Genomic DNA, 17,083 nt, shown 5'->3' with positions numbered 1-17,083 from the left:
ACCTTCAAGCTTGTATGTGTCAACAAATCAGTTATGTTCATTGGATGGAAGATATTATGAGATGTTGACATTTTCACCTTTGATAGGACTACTATATCTAACTATGTAAAGTTTTGTAACGACATTCAACATTTCTGGATTCTTCCCTTTTTCTTTTGATGGATTTTTATGCTTTTCTTATAAATCTAGGATTAGGTTCATGATACCCATTTGAATCAGACTAAAAAAGACATTATGACAGTACCTGATGGACTGCTCCTAAAGGGGCTTTGCCCTCGCCTACATCCACCGTCTAAAGTACAATAAAGTATCTTCGCCACACTCCGATAGTTTATCTCGGTGGTTTTGGCTCCCTCGATTTTCTTATGATCTCTCAAACTGTCATGATGACAAATAAGACAAGACCATTCAGGCAACTTGAAATCAACAAATTGTTAGAATGCCAACAAGCCCCGAACCCATAGCTGCTGTAATTTAGCTCAGAACGAACGGCGGTGAGTGCGGGTGTGTCTCCTAACTAATGCCCTAGGCGACGCAAGAAAATAGTACTGCCTAATTTTTAAGTGTTGAGAAATTTTTTATGACAACAGCAATTTCCTATGAAGACGCCCCTGATTTAACTGCTGATGATTATATAGTTATGGGCCTATCAACCTGCTTCATCAAGGAAGATGGGGAGGTTCATCAGGTTGAGATTATAGAACCAATTCCCTCTGCTGCTTTAGAAGCCTTATTAAAAGGTATTCCTACCTCCTATAAGCTAGCTTGTGCAACTACCCTTGGTTCTGTCCTCAATGGTAATACAGCACTTTTACCACAGGGGTTTCCAGATTCGGCTCAATTTGGTGAAGATTTTGTGATGCGGGTGTTTGCTAGTGCTCGCACTTACAAGCGTCGTGAAACCGCAAAATCCCTCATTCCCTTAGGTACAACCTACACTGATTTTCAATATTCTACGGAACGTAAACGGGTACTTAATGCTACTAGAGTTGTCAATAAAGAAGACAACGTGAAACAGCATTCCCACACTCACAAAGTTCTTTAATCTGAAGTAATTATGTTGAAACTTTACGGCGGCACTCGTAGTCGAGCATCAATCGTTCAATGGTATCTAGAAGAACTGGGCGTTGACTATGAATTTGTCATGCTCGATATGCAGGCGGGGGAACACAAGCAGCCTGAGTACCTGAAAATTAATCCAATGGGTAAAGTACCAGCAATTGTAGATGGGGACTTACACCTTTGGGAATCAGGGGCAATTTTACTGTATCTTTCCGACAAATATGGCAAAACTTCACTTTCACCACAACAACGGGGTATATTTTCCCAGTGGGTATTGTTTGCTAATGCCACGCTGGGTCCGGGAATTTTCATAGAAGCAAATCGAGAACGAGAAATGCCCCGTTTGTTAACTCCCTTAAATGAGATTTTTGGGCGACAATCTTTTTTACTTGGTGATGAATTCACTGTTGCCGATGTGGCGGTGGGGTCTATTTTGGCTTATATTCCCATCATGCTCAAGCTAGACCTGAGCGCTTATCCAGCCGTATTGAATTATATCCAGCGTATTTCTGAAAGTCCCGCGTTTCAAAAAAGCATTGGTGGACGGTCTTAGCTGTTGACTATTGCTTATTCCCCGCCCTATGAGTAGATTGAGGGTGGGGATTTACGGGCTGTCGTTAAAAAAAGAGTTAAGGGTGGACAAAATCCATCCTGGAGTTTTTTTTAACGATAATTGGTAAATTGCAAAGCTACAGGAAAATCTTCTTGTTTGAGACGCTGCATAACACTTTGTAAGTCATCTTTAGCTTTAGCTGAAACCCGTACAGCATCGCCTTGAATTGACGGTTGTACTTTTTTAAATTCGTCGCGAATCAATTTGGAAATTTGTTTAGCAATGTCCTGACTGATACCTTTTTTGAGTGTAATTTCTTGACGTACACGGTTACCGCTAGCTGTTTCCACTTTGCCAAACTCAAAAATCTTCTGAGAGAGGTTACGCTTGGCGGCTTTTTCGCGCAGGATGTTGTGAACAGAATCTAAGGTAAACTCGCTATCTGTGTTGATATTAATGCCTTGCTCGTTTAACTCAATAGTAGTTTGAGTATCTTTGAGGTCATAACGACCTTTAATATCTCGCACAACTTGATCCACAGCATTCACTAATTCTTGTCGATCAAATTCGCTCACAATGTCAAAGGAATATGTAGAAGCCATAAACAATCTTAGATTTTGGATTTTGGATTTTGGATTTTAGATGAGGCCACCTACCCCCACTTTCCATTCCCCAATTAACTATTGGCTTGAATGATACTGAAAATGATGAGAGTACCAGAGCCAAGAGAGCCCATGGCAAACATCAGCGATCGCAATAGGGGTATATTCAAAATATAAAAAACTGAGTATAACAAACGCGCCACAACAAAGGCCATGGCGGCGAATGCTGCTGTGGGAGAATTCACATCAGTCACGTATGCCATCAATGCCGCGATGGCAAACAACATAAATGCTTCCCAGGAGTTTTGATGTGCCCAAGTCGCTCGTTGAGCATAGGGGGGCAATTTATCAAATTGGGCGCGAGGAGTAGCAAGGGCTTCATACCCAATTTGGAAGCGAGCATAAGCTACCAGTAAAAATGGTAGATAAATCAAAATGGCAGCAGCAGCAATAGAGTACAAAAAAATAATAGACACAGGCAGTTGCAATAGCGTCATTAAATCGATAGTAGTTGTTACTTAGGGTGATATGTAACTTTTGACAATCGCTGCCATTGATGGACAGGGATTCTAGCGGCATCTGTGCAGGTGAATTTGCCCCCCGCACAGACGCTTCACTCTCACATAACTCTGTAAAATAGAATGGCTAGAGAAAACTAGCCTTTCGGTTCTCATCCCCTGGACAGAATCACAGAGGTTTTCCAACTCTCGTTAAATTTTTGGTAATTTGGCCAACCCAAATACTTATTACCAATTGGCAGTTTCCTATATCTATACATTACCCGGTGGAGAACTTACGGCACTTTTAATCGAAGTAGAAAAGCGTGACCACTTTTCTTTGTTCTTCTGCATCTCTACAAGTTTGTAGCAAAGTGCGACTGTCGTGAAATGCAAAACAGATTAGTTGCTGGCAACGGGAGACAATCTCCTTATTACAAATATAACTAGCTTCAGCTAAAGACAGATGATCGTTACTGGGGTTTTCTACCAGATGCATCACTTGTTCTAGCTGTTGGCGTGATTCATGGGGCTGGCGTTCCAAGCTTTGGGGTAAAATTACCGTCAATAGATTGGGGTCAGCCCGCATTGCGCCCTTAATGGCGGCTGAATTGGTACCTGTAGCCCCAGAGGTAATCACGCGATTGCCTGATAAAACTAGGGCATAGGTCATCATTTCAATCAAATTCTGATGTGTAATTGGCACATGACGAGAACCCAGCAAGGCGATTCGCTTAGAACCTGTTTGCTGAATGGTCGCCAGTTCCTGCGCTAATGTGTCGAGGTTAATGAGGTCTGTTGACTGGCTCAAAGATGAAGGTAATCAAATTAAACAACCAAGCTATTTTACCAAACAGAGTGTAAGTGGGAAGTCAAGTTGAGTTACATCTTGCTACATTTTTTTGATTTTCTCCCTCAGTGACTGGGTGGCTTAGTCACACCAAGCTAGTTTTGAAAAAGGTGATATTTTGAAATTTGGCTGTTTCTGACAGTTATTGAGGATTTTGAAGATAATAATCGCCTCCTCTGAGGGTATTGGGGATATATGGACGCCAGCATTGACCTACATGGGACACAGAGTGAGAAGATGCTTGCCTGAATGGTAACTTCACACTCTATGCCCAAGGTAGGCTAACACGAAAGAATGCCCCTGTATCCCGATTTTTTATCTTCAACTTTAACCCAGCATTTTTGATAACAAGCGATCGCTATCAAAATTCTCAGCCATTAACTGACGAATGCACTGGACTTTGATGGGTTCATGGAGACGCACTTGCCCAAAAGTCCGATCAACAATTTCCACTGTGGTCAGAGTGTCTAAGTCCACCGATAAGATGGGTATTTCTAATTCTTCAGCACGACTGAGAATAAATGCAGGTGGTGGCAATTGTCCGGTGAGAATTAGGCATTGGGTGGAAGTTTCCAAAGCAGCTTGTTGAATTTCCACACGGTCCCCTCCTGTAACTACTGCCATATTCCGGCGTTTGCGGAAATACTTCACAGCCGAATTGACATTCATCGCCCCAATTGCCAAACTCTCCACCATCAAATCTAGGCGATCCCGACGACAGAGAACTTCGGCATTTAGCTGATTAACTAGTTCGCCAACACTGACACTGCGTAGCAAGTCACTTTTTGGCAACGTTGCTAACACAGGAATATCTTGCTGTTCCAAAAATGGACATAACAGATGATTGACTGTTTCTAATTCTTGGGTCGGGATATCATTGATAACAACTCCCACTAGGCGATGGCCCACATACTGTTTAGCAGACAATATCGCCTCAGCTGACAGCAGCGAACTGTAACGAGATACTACTAGTACAGACGCATCTAATGCTTCAGCCACTTCCAGCAAAGACAAATTAAACAGATTGCCTTGTGTTAAATCACCAGGCCCCTCTAGCAATACTAAATCTCCTTGGGAAATTTGCGAGTATTGCTGTTTTAATAACTGTCTATAATCCGTTTTGTCTTCGCCGCGCAAACGTTTTTGGACATTGACTTCATCCAAAGCCAGTATTGTCGCTGCAACGCGATTTATTGGCAAGCTAAGAGTGTCGGCAATAAACTGGACATCTTCCTCAACTACGGCTCCGCCAGATTCACCAAAACAAGTGCCTAGGGGTTTACCGTAGGCAATATCTAGTCCTTTTTGCTGTAGCTGATAAGTCAAACCCAAGACTGTCGCAGATTTACCACTATAAGTCTCGGTTGAGCCAATCAGCAAATATTTAGCAGATTTTGGCACACATGCACTCCTAATTGCAAAAGGAAGTAGAACCAAGCTACGTGTTTCCTAATTTTAGTTTGTTCCGGCAACGGGCTTGAATCCCGACAAAGTGGGGTTGCCAAAATGTACTTTTTTAGGGTGTGTTTTTAATTTTTTTTAAGTGTTTATACTTTAATTATCAGTAATAAATTGGTATATAAAAAATCTAAAGATAGATTTGAAATTTAAATTTTGGATTGACAAAAAAACTTTCTGACAGAATATTTGAAAACTTTCCCCTGAGTATAACTTGCCCATGTACAATTGACATTCCCCCGCTTTTAGCCAGGGGAATTCTTGGCTCATGGAATCAACTGATCGGTAAATAGGCTGAAAACCCGTCATAAAAATCAAACCTACAAAATATGTAGAAACGTAAAGATATTTAACTGATATTTTTAGGAGCTTGTACTGTTGTAGTTTTCGCTTTCACAGGCAATGGGGACTTAAAAATAATCAGGAATAATCAGGATTATCGAAACTCAGTGCTAAGAAATATTAAAATTCGGTTACAATGGGGCTGCATTGGCTTTTAACGAAGAAGCCGGAGCAATAAAAGCAAGAATCCGCGCTTTTAGGTGTTGGACAATGCTATTGCAGTTTCCACTCACAGCAAACTGCTGCTACCTCGCAGTTACAATCATCGGTTGTAAAAATCTGTGGAAGTGGCGCGTTTGAGTGTTGGACTTGCTGCTTGTTTGAGGTGTATAACAATACTGGTTTTTGAATCAATTAACCTATGCCAGCGAACTCCTGGCCCGAAAACGATTATTACAACGAGCTTGACCAACTTAACTCCTTATTATCTGACCAATCGGCACATGAAGAGGAGTCAATGGTAGAGGTAAGTCCTTTGTCTCTACCATCCCGGTTTCAAGGACGTAGACGCAAAGCCGCTTTGGTTTTGACCGCAGTTTGGAGCGGTACAATCGCTCTGCACTTGGTTTCTTGGGGTTCAATATTCGTTCTGGGACTGACCACTCTCCTAGGATTTCACGCTTTGGTGGTGGTATTTGCTAAACCCAAGCGCTATGCCAAAGAAATGGAGGAAGATTTTCCCTCTATATCTGTGTTAGTAGCAGCAAAAAACGAAGAAGCAGTTATTGGTAAGTTAGTCAGAAACCTTTGCAGTCTGGAATATCCAGATCAGAAGTATGAAGTCTGGATAATTGACGATAACAGCACTGATAGGACACCCGAGTTGTTAGCGGAACTAGCCCAAGAATATGACCAACTCAAGGTTCTCACACGTTCTCCACAGGCTAGTGGGGGCAAATCAGGAGCATTGAATCAGGTATTACCCATGACCAAGGGAGAAATTGTGGCAGTTTTTGATGCTGATGCTCAGGTAGTACCAGACTTACTGCTACAAGTAGCACCTTTATTCCAGCGCGAAAAAGTGGGTGCGGTGCAGGTGCGAAAAGCAATCGCCAATGCCAAAGAAAATTTTTGGACTCAGGGACAAATGGCAGAAATGGCTTTAGATACCTGGTTTCAGCAGCAACGTGTTGCCATCGGTGGTATTGGCGAACTGCGAGGAAATGGTCAATTTGTCCGGCGTAGAGCCTTAGAAAGCTGTGGCGGATGGAATGAAGTCACCATCACCGATGATTTGGATCTGACTTTGCGTCTACATCTGAACAAATGGGACATTGAGTGTAGATTTTACCCGGCTGTAGAGGAAGAAGGTGTCACAAATGCCATTGCCCTTTGGCATCAGCGCAATCGTTGGGCAGAAGGCGGCTATCAGCGCTACTTAGATTACTGGGATCTAATTCTTAAAAACCCCATGGGTATCCGCAAAACTTGGGATATGCTGATGTTTATGTTGACTATGTATATCCTACCCACAGCGGCAGTTCCGGATTTATTAATGGCGGTGGCTCGGCATCGTTTACCAGTTTTAGCACCGATGACTACTTTATCCGTAAGTATGTCTGTTGTCGGGATGTTTGCCGGACTCAAGCGCATACGTGAAAATAAAAAATTTAATATAGCCACACCCTTTTTGTTGTTGCTACAAACACTGCGTGGTGTTGTGTATATGTTGCACTGGTTAGTGGTCATGAGTAGTACCACTGCTCGGATGTCCGTGAGACCAAAGCGCCTGAAATGGGTGAAAACAGTTCATTCAGGCAGCACTGACTAGTTTTTAACCAAATTTAGCTATCACAATCCGAAATTTAGAATCAATTCTGAATTTTGGATTTTTTTATTCATCATCAAGTTCTGATTCATCCATCCAGTCAGATGTAGTCATGGATTCAGGTGAATCTACTCCATTTTCTGTGAAGCGGATAACTTGCCCACTGAAGAATTCCGCTAAACGTTGGGCAGCGATTGCCACTTCATCAGTTTCCCAATCTACTTGGGTTGTTGGCTGTGGTGGCTGTGGCAAGGGTTTCACCTTATTTGCACTCGTCGTTGATTCGGTTTTTGTTGGTGTTGGTGTTGGTACTTGTGCTTGAGTAGTCGGTGTAAAGGATTGAATCTGCTGATTGTACTTGGGTGCTGGTGGTTTTTGAACGGGAGTGGAATCTTGTAGCTGAGGATTTTTTCTTCTGGAGGTGTGAGTAGAGGAAGTTCCTTTTTCCAGATAAATCTCGATTTCGCGTTGGAAAGTCTGTTGGAAAGCAGCCTTAATCATTGGCAAATCGGATTTGAGTGTCTCTAACCAAGTTCCTTTGACAGCAATACGAGCCTTGTCACCGTTAAACTCTATGATTTGGCACATTTGACCCAGTAAAGCCTGCCGGGAAGGCATTTGAATATTCACTAATACCTGTTGCCACACTTGAGTTAAGTTATACTCCGATGGTGTCACAACTTCCTGTGGAGATGCAGGTTCACTACTTTCTCTTGCTGGTGAGTGAGTGAGAGGTTCCGGTGTGGTGGGGGTTGGCTTAACGGTGGTATTTTGACTTGTGGGTTGAGGTGATGAAGAAACCACTGGGCGATAATTTGTACCTAGAGCAGGGGTACTGACTCTTTGATCTGTACTTTTCGTTTCTGGTTGATTTGCACTTGCTAATAAACCTAATAATGTTACCTCTAACCATAAACGTGGCTGGGTGGTATTTTTAATTTGCACTTCAGATGCGCGTAGGTGTTCCTGTCCCAGCAAAATTGTTCTCATGTCGAGTTGCTGGGAAAATTCAACCAGTGCTGTCCAGGTTGGCTGGGTACAAGCAACTAAGTCCTGACGCTTAGGTGCTGTCTTGGCTATGAGTAAATCGCGGTAAAAAGCAGCGAGATTTTGCAGAATAATTAGCGGTTCTCGTCCACTATCTAGTATTTTACGAGTAGAATCTAAAACAGCTTCTGGGTGATTTTGTGCGATGGCATGTAATAGGCTTAGTAAGTCTTGTTCACTCACCGAACCGACCAAATCCCAAACTTGATCAGGTGTCACTTCACCCACACATAAGGCTAGTTGGTCTAGTAAACTTTCCGCATCGCGCAATCCTCCCTGAGCAATTTGGGCGATCAAGGTTAAAGCATCTGCAGAAATATTAATTTTTTCTTTAGAGGCGATGGCACTTAAATGCTTGACCATCGTCTCTAACTGAATGCGTCTAAAGTCAAACCTTTGACAACGTGAAATAATCGTTGGTAATACGCGTTGCGGGTCCGTTGTGGCTAAGACAAAAACTACGTGTTTTGGTGGTTCTTCTAATGTTTTCAGTAGCGCATTAAACGCAGCAGTACTAAGCATATGGCATTCATCGACTACATAAACTTTGTAGCGACACTGTACAGGGGCAAATTGTGCCTTTTCAATTAGCTCACGGATATTATCGACACCAGTGTTACTTGCAGCATCGATTTCTATGACATCGAGGGAGTAGCCTTTGGTAATCCCTTGACAAACATCACACACTCCACAGGGTTCAGGAGTGGGCTTGTGACTATGGAGACAATTTAGCGATTTAGCGAGAATGCGGGCGCTAGAAGTCTTTCCCGTACCTCTGGGGCCTGTGAACAAATAGGCGGGAGCAATTTTGGCTGTGCGGATCGCATTTGTGAGGGTGGTAGCGATGGCCTCTTGTCCCACAAGTTCAACAAAACTCTTTGGGCGATACTTATGGTGGAGGGGTTCGTAAGACATGGATAAAAGACTTTAGGGCCTTTCAATTTTGGTTAGCAGCACCCAGTCGAGTTTGGGATGCAACTATTCTAAACTTTTGTAGATTGGTTCTGTATGTGTCATACCCTAGAAAAAACACGAGACTTTCAGTCCAAGCATTTTAGTAAAAAATACTCAATGGTGCAGCAAATGCTCAAGCAGATCATTCAATGGTTTAAAGGTCTTTTTCGCAGCTTGTTTGCAGGAAAACGAACTACTTATCATAGGGGGGATGATGTGATCAAACAACCACCACCACCGCTAACGGATACTGATTTGGAATTTCTGTTCAACCAATTAATAGAAGGGGTGCATCAGGCTAGAGGTCAAGCTTGGGCGCAAAAGTGGCTACATAATATTGAACATCGTGTCTCTACTGAACGTTGGGTCCAATGGTTACGGCACTTTGGGGAAAGATTGCTAGCATCACCTAGACCCAACAATGAGTTAGCTGCTCGCTTAGTGCAGCTGGGTGATTTAGGCGTTGGTGAAGTTGGAAATGTTGCCCATGAAATTGGAATGCAGTTGTTGACACGCTTTTCTGAGGAACCAGTATGGGAATATGACGGGCCAGATGCCATCAACACGAATTTACAGTCCCAAAACAACTACCCAACAGAACAAGTAAGTCAGGAAGAAAAATTGCCCACCGAAGGTGTAGCCCAAACTGTCACCCCACATGAGCTGTTGATCATGTTGCAGGAGGATGAGAATTTACGTCAGCAAATTGCCCAGCAGTTGGCAATTGAGACAGATGATCCACAACTGATTGTCCAGGAACTCATCAATCAGTACTATGCTTCTAGTCAATCAAATTCAGACGAGACCTAAACTGCCCACACTGAACCTAAAGGTTTACATTATAAGCTTGCCAAATTCACACAGGGGCATTTTACACACTAGCACCCAGTTCTGAAATCAAAAAGTTTTGGTTTTGTATATTTTTCATAACCAGATAGCCAAAAGCTGATTTTATTTCAGTCGCTTTTAAGTAATTAAAGATTTTTTTAACACAACCCTTTGTAAAATGATTTAGGAGAAAATATCCAAAAGTATCGCAGATGCTCACGCAGCTATTGCAGTGGCTTAACAAGTTTTCAAACCACCTCGTTGGTAATCAGCAGAGTCGTTTTTTCAAGGCTGCTAGGGAATCGGAGGTGACAAAACCACCACCCGAGCTAACTAATGCCGATTTGGAACTTTTGTATACTCAACTGTTGGCAGGCGTACAGCAAGGACGAGGAAAACAATGGGCAATTCAGTATTTAGAACGCATGGAGGATCGCATCAGTGTAGAGCGGTGGATAGGTTGGCTGCTGATATTTAGCGAAAAATTGTTTTTATCACCAAGTTCCCATGAGCGGTTAGCAGGACAGATGATGCGATTGGGCGAACTGGGAATTGGCAAAGTTGGTGAACTTTCTTACGACATTGGTATCCGCTTGTTGACGGGGGAATTGAGCGTCCATGACCAAGAGTACCAAGAGAGTGAAACCAGAAGGTCGGAAATTTGCCATACCCCACCAGACTCCCCAGGAAAGGAGTTAATACATCAGTTAGGCGAATTGTTATGGGAGTCTGAAGACCTAGAATTTCAAACTAGAGCAGCAAGACCCCAAGTAGAGTCCTTTGGGGAAATATTGAGTGAGAATACACCAGAGTTGATCTGGGAATATTCAGTTACAGATGACGACAGCACAGGATCAAAAACCCCAATTGATTCTCCTGGGGAAATATTGACGGAAAATGCACCAGAATGGGAATATTCAGTTGCAGTAACGGGCTTCACCCCACCTGATGAAGGTGTACTCGGCAATTTAACCGAAGATTTCCACGACTCGGAAGGACAAAAAGCTCAGATCATTAAATCACAACCTGGAGCAACAACAGTATCTTCTCCTGACACTGAGGAGCAATCTTTGGCTAATTTAGAACCAAAAGTAACTGATACTTTGGATGAGTTGTTGGCAAAGTTGGATCAAAGTAACTATCCAATCCAACAACTAGGGGCTAATCTCTCACCTGGGAATCAGATCCTACCTATGACGGTTGCTCAACGTGAGGTTCAAGGACAGGATTGGTTTTATCAAGGTCTTCAGCAAGCTAAAACAGGAGATTTGCTAGGAGCGATCGCTTCTTACAATCAAGCTATAGAAATGAATCCTGATGCTTTTGAGTATTGGTTTAATCATGCTTTAACTTTATTTCACCTACAATGTTTCTCCGAGGCCATCGCTTCTTATGACGAAGCCATAGCACTAAAACCCCATCACTACAAATCTTGGTATAACCGAGGTGCGACTTTGGGTGAATTAGGAAGATTTGAAGAAGCGATGGACTGTTTTGAGCAAGCCATAGCAGTTCAGCCTGAGAATCCAGAGGCTTGGTCTAGTAAAGGTTTAGCCCTGTTCAAATTAGGACAAATTCCCGCAGCAATTTCCAGTTATGACCAAGCCTTAGATCTGGAACCACAAAATCCAGAAAATTGGTATTACCGAGGTATGGCCTTGTCCATGATTGAGCAATATGCAGAGGCTATGGCATCTTACGACAGAGCTATTGCTATTCAAGCAGATTTCCATGAAGTTTGGATTGACCGGGGTGTGGTGTTATTTAATCTAGGCCATTGGTCTCAAGCTATTAACTCATGGGATCAAGCACTTGCCAGCCAACCGAATTTATATTTAGCTTGGTATAACCGTGCTATAGCTTTAGAACAGTTAGGACAAAGAGAAGAAGCGATTGCCTCTTATGACAAGGCCATAGCTGTTAAACCAGACTTTCACTTAGCTTGGTACAATCAAGGGGTAGCACTGTTTTGTTTAGAAAGATTTGCCGAAGCGATCATCGCCTACGATAACGCCCTACAAATTAAACTTGACTATTGGGAAGCTTGGATTGGTCGAGGAATGGCTGCTGGACACTTAGCTAGCTTAACATCCTTAAATTCTTTAACCAACATCAACACTGAAAATCCCGCCTTGCGGCAGGGCGGCTATGAGGGTAAGCTAGGAAGTTTAGAGGAAGGGTTGAAATATATTCGCCCAGATACCCACCCAGAAGGTTGGGGTAGATTGCATATGGCAAAGGGCAATACTTACTATGACATGGGTAAGAAATATCCTACATCTCGGAATTATTGGCATCAAGCTATAGCTGAATATTATCAAGCCCTATTAACCCTGGCAACAGCAGATTTTGCGGAGTTGCATTTAGAGGTTTTGCAATCTCTAATTAAAGCACTTTTGGGTACAGGCCAAACAGCACAAGCACTGGAATTACAGCAACAAGCAGCAGATTTACTAACACAACTACTGACAGAATCAACTCGTTCTGATGACAGTAAAAAGCAAATAGCTCTCAAATTTGCGGGAATTGGTCAATTAGAAGTGGATTTAGCTGTAGAATATGGCGACTTGGTAGAAGCCTGGGAAATGGCAGAACAAGGCAAAAATTGTTGTTTAACTTGGCAACTATACCATTGGCAAGAAGAGATTTACACACACTACTACAGTTCAGTTCAACAACTTCTTAATCCCTACACTGCAATTATTTACTGGCATATTAGCCCAGTATCCTTACATACTTTCATAATTAAATACCAAGCCCCATCACCTATTTTAGTTTTTACGCCCATACAAAATGTCCGAAAAATTGACTTAGAAAAAACTCCGCAAGTTGTTGATGAATTTGCTTTACCAGAAGCTGTCAGGCGGTTAATTGAATTTGAAGATTGGCTGGAAGATTGGCATCAAGCATACCAAGAATATCTCAGTCACGCACAAGACCAACACAGTAAAAGCAATCATGTGTGGCGAGTGGATATGGAACAAAAGCTTTTGGAACTCAAAAATATTCTCCAGATTACCACCATCACACAAGAAATTAAAGACATCACCCAACTAATTTTAATTCCCCACTGCGACCTACATAGATTGCCTCTCCACACTCTTTTTAATATTTCTTCGCCGTTACAGCAAGAAATACCAGGTCATTTGACTATTAGCTATTTGTTGAGTGTGCAAAAAGGTTTGTCTGGAAAGGCTGAAAGTATGTGGAAATGGTCGCATCAAATCTTGCTAAGTGTCGAGTCACCTAACAGCACAAATTATTCCCCACTAAAATTTACTAAATTGGAATCTGATGTTATTAGCCAGATGTTCAATAATCCCAAACATATTGATAAATATGAAGCTAACAAATATACAGTAGAGAATGCTTTATTTAACGAGCATCAAAATATTTTTCATTTTGCCGGGCGTGTAATGAACAATTACAATGATCCGCAAAAATCAGCGTTGCCGTTAATAAATGGAGAACAAATAACCTTAGCAGAAATCTGTCAAAAAAATTTGAGTAATTACAAATTAGTTACTCTTTCGTCCGCTGAAACTGAGGGAAGTAAAAATCAGAATATTACTACTGAATATGTTGATTTAGCCAGTGGTTTTACTTGTGGAGGAGTACCTTATGTGGTAACTACCCTATGGACTGTGGAATCATCTAGCAGCGCTTTAGTGATGATTGATTTTTATAGAAGATTACAGCTAAATAAATCACCAGTTATTGCCTTAGCTGAAGCAACTTTATGGTTAAAAGAACTAACTGCCCTTGAACTCACAAAATGGTATGAAGATTTACTAAAGAATCTAGATCATAATGAATTGAGAACCATAGGTTATTTAGCAACATATTTGTATAAAAGTAGTAAGATGGTTCCCGATAAAAAACTTTATAACCATCCCTACTACTGGGCAGCATATAAAATTCTAGGTGTTATTAACTAATAGTCAAGATAGTTAATTTGGTGTTGCTAAGTGACAACACAAGTGATGATGCTCACGCAGAAGCCCAGGAAAAAATGGTTAAACAAATAGAACTTATTTTTTCATATCCTCAAGCATTTTTAATCATAGTATGATTGCGAACTTGGGGCTTTTGCCACACCATGGCGGCAAAATTAATCAGCAAGCAGCTTATGGCTAGAAACAACAATATATATGTAGGTAACATGACCATACCAATTATGAACCAAGTAAATACATGCAAGATCATGACTACAGCGAAAATACTGGCAATTCCGACAGATGTCCAGATTTGATATGTTGGGCGACCTAATACTCTAAGGATGATTGTTAGCGATGAGACAATTATGTTGGCTGGGACGAGAAATGCACAAATACTCGTACAGTTATCACGGGAAAAATCAGCTACGGCGTTGAAATCAAGCATCAATTTATGGGGTTGAATGTCAACATCTTAAAAATAAGAAATAAACATATTTTTAGATATTTGAATTTACCTTAGCATATAGCTAAAGTATTTACTCCGCTTGTGTAACATAATTTAAACTCTTTGCCAAAGTTATCATATTACTTATGCTGACGATGAGCAAAGTTGAAATTAAAGAGAAAAATTCCTTCTAGAAATCAATTCAATTGCTTCAACAGGCGAGATACTTACTACTAAAATTGCGACATTTTTCCCTTGACAACTATTACAAAAGTTAATCTTTAACAGACATAACTACTGTCGTAATTTTTGCTCTGCTTCCCTAAAATTTAAATTCTTATGAAATAATTTAAATTTTTATTAAAAACAGTTAAGTATTATATAGGGCGGTTAAATATCGCTTTATGATTATGCTGAAAGAGTCCTGTATTTAAAAATGTGCGATCGCAAATACGCCATCCTCGGAACTGGTGCGTTAGGTGGGTTTTATGGCGCTAAATTGCAACAAGCTGGTTTAGATGTCCACTTTTTAGTCAACAGTGATTACGAACATGTAAGTAAATCTGGTTTATTTGTCGAGTCCAAAGACGGTGATTTTACCCTTGCCCAAGTTAAGGCTTATAATCATGTAGAGCAGATGCCACAATGTGATGTAGTCATAGTGGCACTCAAAACAACTCAAAATCATTTGCTGGCAAAATTATTACCACCCGTGGTTAAAGATCATGGTGTGGTGTTGGTATTGCAGAATGGCTTAGGGGTAGAAGAAGATATTGCCCAAATCGTTACCAATGTTCAAATTATCGGTGGGTTATGTTTTCTGTGTGCCAATAAAGTGGGGGCAGGACATATTTGTCATTTAGATTATGGCAAAATTACCCTGGGAGAATATCACCATGAATATCAACGTCATGCTATGACAGAGAAGATGGAGCAAATTGCTGATGACTTTGCAAGTGCTGGTGTCCCTATTGAATTAGCGGCAGATTTACTACTAGCGCGGTGGCAAAAACTAGTGTGGAATATACCCTACAATGGGTTGTCCGTAATTCTCAACGCTAGAACAGACCAATTAATGGCAGATGGTAGCACCCGGAGATTAATTGAACAATTGATGAATGAAGTAGCGATTGGGGCAAAAACTTCAGGGCGCATCATCGCCGATAGCTTTATTCAAACCATGCTTAATTACACATTAAAAATGAAGCCTTACCGTACCAGTATGAAAATTGACTATGATCAACGCCGCCCCTTAGAAATAGAGGCTATTTTTGGTAACCCCTTAAAAAAAGCCCAAGCAGCTGGTATAAATTTACCGCAAATTAGCTGTATGTATCATCAACTGCAATTTCTCCAGCAAAGAAACACCCAAATTACATCTCCTTAACTCTCTGCGTCTAGTGCGCCTCTGGGTGAAATTAAGTCAACTCAACTATGTCCAATATACCAACCCCTGCAATTAAACCAAATGCCGAAGATAGTTTTGCCATTACCTTTGCACCATTATCTCTTGAGGAAATCTACGCCAAAGCTAACGACTCAGCCAATGGTGCAGTAGTGGTTATGAGTGGGATGGTTCGTCATCAAACTGATGGAAAACCTGTGGTAGCCTTAGAATATCAGGCTTATGAACCAATGGCATTAAGAGTTTTTTATCAAATAGCTGCTGATGTTCGTTCCTTGTGGTCGGATGTCAACCGGGTGGTAATTTATCACCGCGTCGGGCGTTTGCGGGTGGGAGAAATCAGCGTCTTAGTAGCAGTTGGTTGTCCTCATCGTAGTGAGGCGTTTGCAGCTTGCCGTTATGCTATTGATACTCTTAAACATCATGCCCCTATTTGGAAAAAAGAACATTGGACTGATGGTCGTAGTAGCTGGGTGAGTATTGGTGCTTGTGAACAGTTAAAAGAAGGCTGCTAAAAATTCTCTGACAGGCTTTTGAGGTATCCCTGTTTTGTTACTACGGGGGAAGTATAATCAAGAAAGAAATCGGAAACAGTAATGGAAGGTGATGGTTACGCCACGCCGACAGGCAGCAAGCACAGTAGCATTCATCGATAACCACTGTCAACACTGTGATTCGTTATTTGGAGATGTAAGAAATTTTGAAGCATTTAAATATTTAGGTTCTTCGGTACTTTTTATGGAGAACCCAGTTCAAAATCATTGAAAGTCTTATTGTGTCGGCGTTTCATTGAAAATATTAGGCATAATTGTTTATAACCTTACTCTGTAAGGGTTTTGTTCTTATCAGTCCTCGACTAGTATAAAATCTACACAAGAACCAATATTTACACTTGGGAATGCTCTCACAAATCCCAGATAAATCGCTACCAGAGATAGCGAAAATAGCAGGATTAAAAAACCCTCAATCACTACATCATTTTTTGAGAGATGCGCTGTGGGATGTCAAAAAGTTAAAATAAATAAGGCTGTGGCTAACAAAAATATTGATTGGAGAAAGAGAAATAATTTTATGTATTGACGAAACAGGAGATAAGAAAAAGGGGAAAGCAACAGATTATGTAACTTGCCAACATATTGGAAATATAGTCTACGTCACAACTGTTGAATGTTAAGAAAGAGGTGATAAAAATAGCCCAAAATATGGTAAATTCTGGGCGAAGGATTAAAAAAAATAATTGATAATGATTATAAATTCATTTCCCAAGATTGTCAAAGACATCCTCAGACCGTTGCCAAAAAATGATTATCCAGTTTTGAACAGCCGTCTTTATG

The 17,083-nt window shown here is 41.2% G+C and carries 13 protein-coding genes and 1 pseudogene; 8 read left to right on the top strand and 6 right to left on the bottom strand.

The genetic code is table 11. The features are described from left to right. Positions 1-580: 580 nt before the first annotated feature. Complete coding sequence (locus NWP25_RS01995; RefSeq protein WP_280651227.1) at positions 581-1,045, top strand: hypothetical protein; 465 nt, start codon at positions 581-583, stop codon at positions 1,043-1,045. Between the two features lie 12 nt (positions 1,046-1,057). After that, positions 1,058-1,615 carry a glutathione S-transferase family protein gene (locus NWP25_RS01990; protein ID WP_280651226.1) on the top strand — a complete coding sequence of 186 codons (558 nt, stop codon included), beginning with the start codon at positions 1,058-1,060 and terminating at the stop codon, positions 1,613-1,615. Between the two features lie 110 nt (positions 1,616-1,725). Here NWP25_RS01990 and NWP25_RS01985 read toward each other — a convergent pair whose 3' ends face one another. The 4 genes from NWP25_RS01985 to NWP25_RS01970 all read right to left on the bottom strand — a co-directional run bounded on the left by NWP25_RS01985 (position 1,726) and on the right by NWP25_RS01970 (position 4,965). Next, entirely contained in the window at positions 1,726-2,217 is a 492-nt protein-coding gene (locus tag NWP25_RS01985) for a YajQ family cyclic di-GMP-binding protein (protein WP_280651225.1), read from the bottom strand. Between the two features lie 74 nt (positions 2,218-2,291). Further along, on the bottom strand, positions 2,292-2,714 hold the full coding sequence (locus tag NWP25_RS01980) for an MAPEG family protein (protein WP_280651224.1): 423 nt from the start codon (positions 2,712-2,714) through the stop codon (positions 2,292-2,294). A gap of 307 nt (positions 2,715-3,021) precedes the next feature. Beyond that, the gene (locus tag NWP25_RS01975; RefSeq protein WP_280651223.1) at positions 3,022-3,525 is read right to left on the bottom strand and encodes a DNA recombination-mediator protein A; all 504 of its coding nucleotides are present in this window, start codon (positions 3,523-3,525) and stop codon (positions 3,022-3,024) included. 366 nt (positions 3,526-3,891) lie between these two features. Further along, on the bottom strand, positions 3,892-4,965 hold the full coding sequence (locus NWP25_RS01970; RefSeq protein WP_280651222.1) for a phosphotransacetylase family protein: 1,074 nt from the start codon (positions 4,963-4,965) through the stop codon (positions 3,892-3,894). Between the two features lie 760 nt (positions 4,966-5,725). On the opposite strand from NWP25_RS01970, the gene NWP25_RS01965 reads away from it, so the two are divergent. Continuing rightward, complete coding sequence (locus NWP25_RS01965) at positions 5,726-7,135, top strand: glycosyltransferase (protein ID WP_280651221.1); 1,410 nt, start codon at positions 5,726-5,728, stop codon at positions 7,133-7,135. A gap of 63 nt (positions 7,136-7,198) precedes the next feature. Here NWP25_RS01965 and NWP25_RS01960 read toward each other — a convergent pair whose 3' ends face one another. Then, positions 7,199-9,094 carry a DNA polymerase III subunit gamma/tau gene (locus NWP25_RS01960; protein ID WP_280651220.1) on the bottom strand — a complete coding sequence of 632 codons (1,896 nt, stop codon included), beginning with the start codon at positions 9,092-9,094 and terminating at the stop codon, positions 7,199-7,201. A 168-nt stretch (positions 9,095-9,262) separates the two neighbouring features. Here NWP25_RS01960 and NWP25_RS01955 point away from each other — a divergent pair, with 168 nt between their 5' ends. Continuing rightward, entirely contained in the window at positions 9,263-9,943 is a 681-nt protein-coding gene (locus NWP25_RS01955; protein ID WP_280651239.1) for a hypothetical protein, read from the top strand. 230 nt (positions 9,944-10,173) lie between these two features. Beyond that, positions 10,174-13,899, top strand: coding sequence for a CHAT domain-containing protein (locus NWP25_RS01950; RefSeq protein ID WP_280651219.1), 3,726 nt, complete (start codon positions 10,174-10,176; stop codon positions 13,897-13,899). Between the two features lie 109 nt (positions 13,900-14,008). Here NWP25_RS01950 and NWP25_RS01945 read toward each other — a convergent pair whose 3' ends face one another. Then, the gene (locus NWP25_RS01945) at positions 14,009-14,344 is read right to left on the bottom strand and encodes a hypothetical protein (protein WP_280651218.1); all 336 of its coding nucleotides are present in this window, start codon (positions 14,342-14,344) and stop codon (positions 14,009-14,011) included. A 436-nt stretch (positions 14,345-14,780) separates the two neighbouring features. On the opposite strand from NWP25_RS01945, the gene NWP25_RS01940 reads away from it, so the two are divergent. From NWP25_RS01940 to NWP25_RS18780, 3 genes and pseudogenes are all read left to right on the top strand, one after another. Next, positions 14,781-15,731 carry a putative 2-dehydropantoate 2-reductase gene (locus tag NWP25_RS01940; protein ID WP_280651217.1) on the top strand — a complete coding sequence of 317 codons (951 nt, stop codon included), beginning with the start codon at positions 14,781-14,783 and terminating at the stop codon, positions 15,729-15,731. Between the two features lie 47 nt (positions 15,732-15,778). Next, positions 15,779-16,264 (top strand): molybdenum cofactor biosynthesis protein MoaE, encoded by a 486-nt coding sequence (locus tag NWP25_RS01935; protein ID WP_280651216.1) that lies wholly within the window; start codon positions 15,779-15,781, stop codon positions 16,262-16,264. Between the two features lie 365 nt (positions 16,265-16,629). After that, a pseudogene (locus NWP25_RS18780) lies at positions 16,630-16,896 on the top strand (transposase); the annotation flags it as partial. Between the last annotated feature and the right edge of the window lie 187 nt (positions 16,897-17,083).

The organism is Umezakia ovalisporum Ak1311 (genome assembly GCF_029891685.1).
GTDB lineage: Bacteria > Cyanobacteriota > Cyanobacteriia > Cyanobacteriales > Nostocaceae > Umezakia > Umezakia ovalisporum.
The sequence above is the reverse complement of the archived record's forward strand: the minus strand, read 5'-3'. Positions and strand labels throughout refer to the sequence as shown.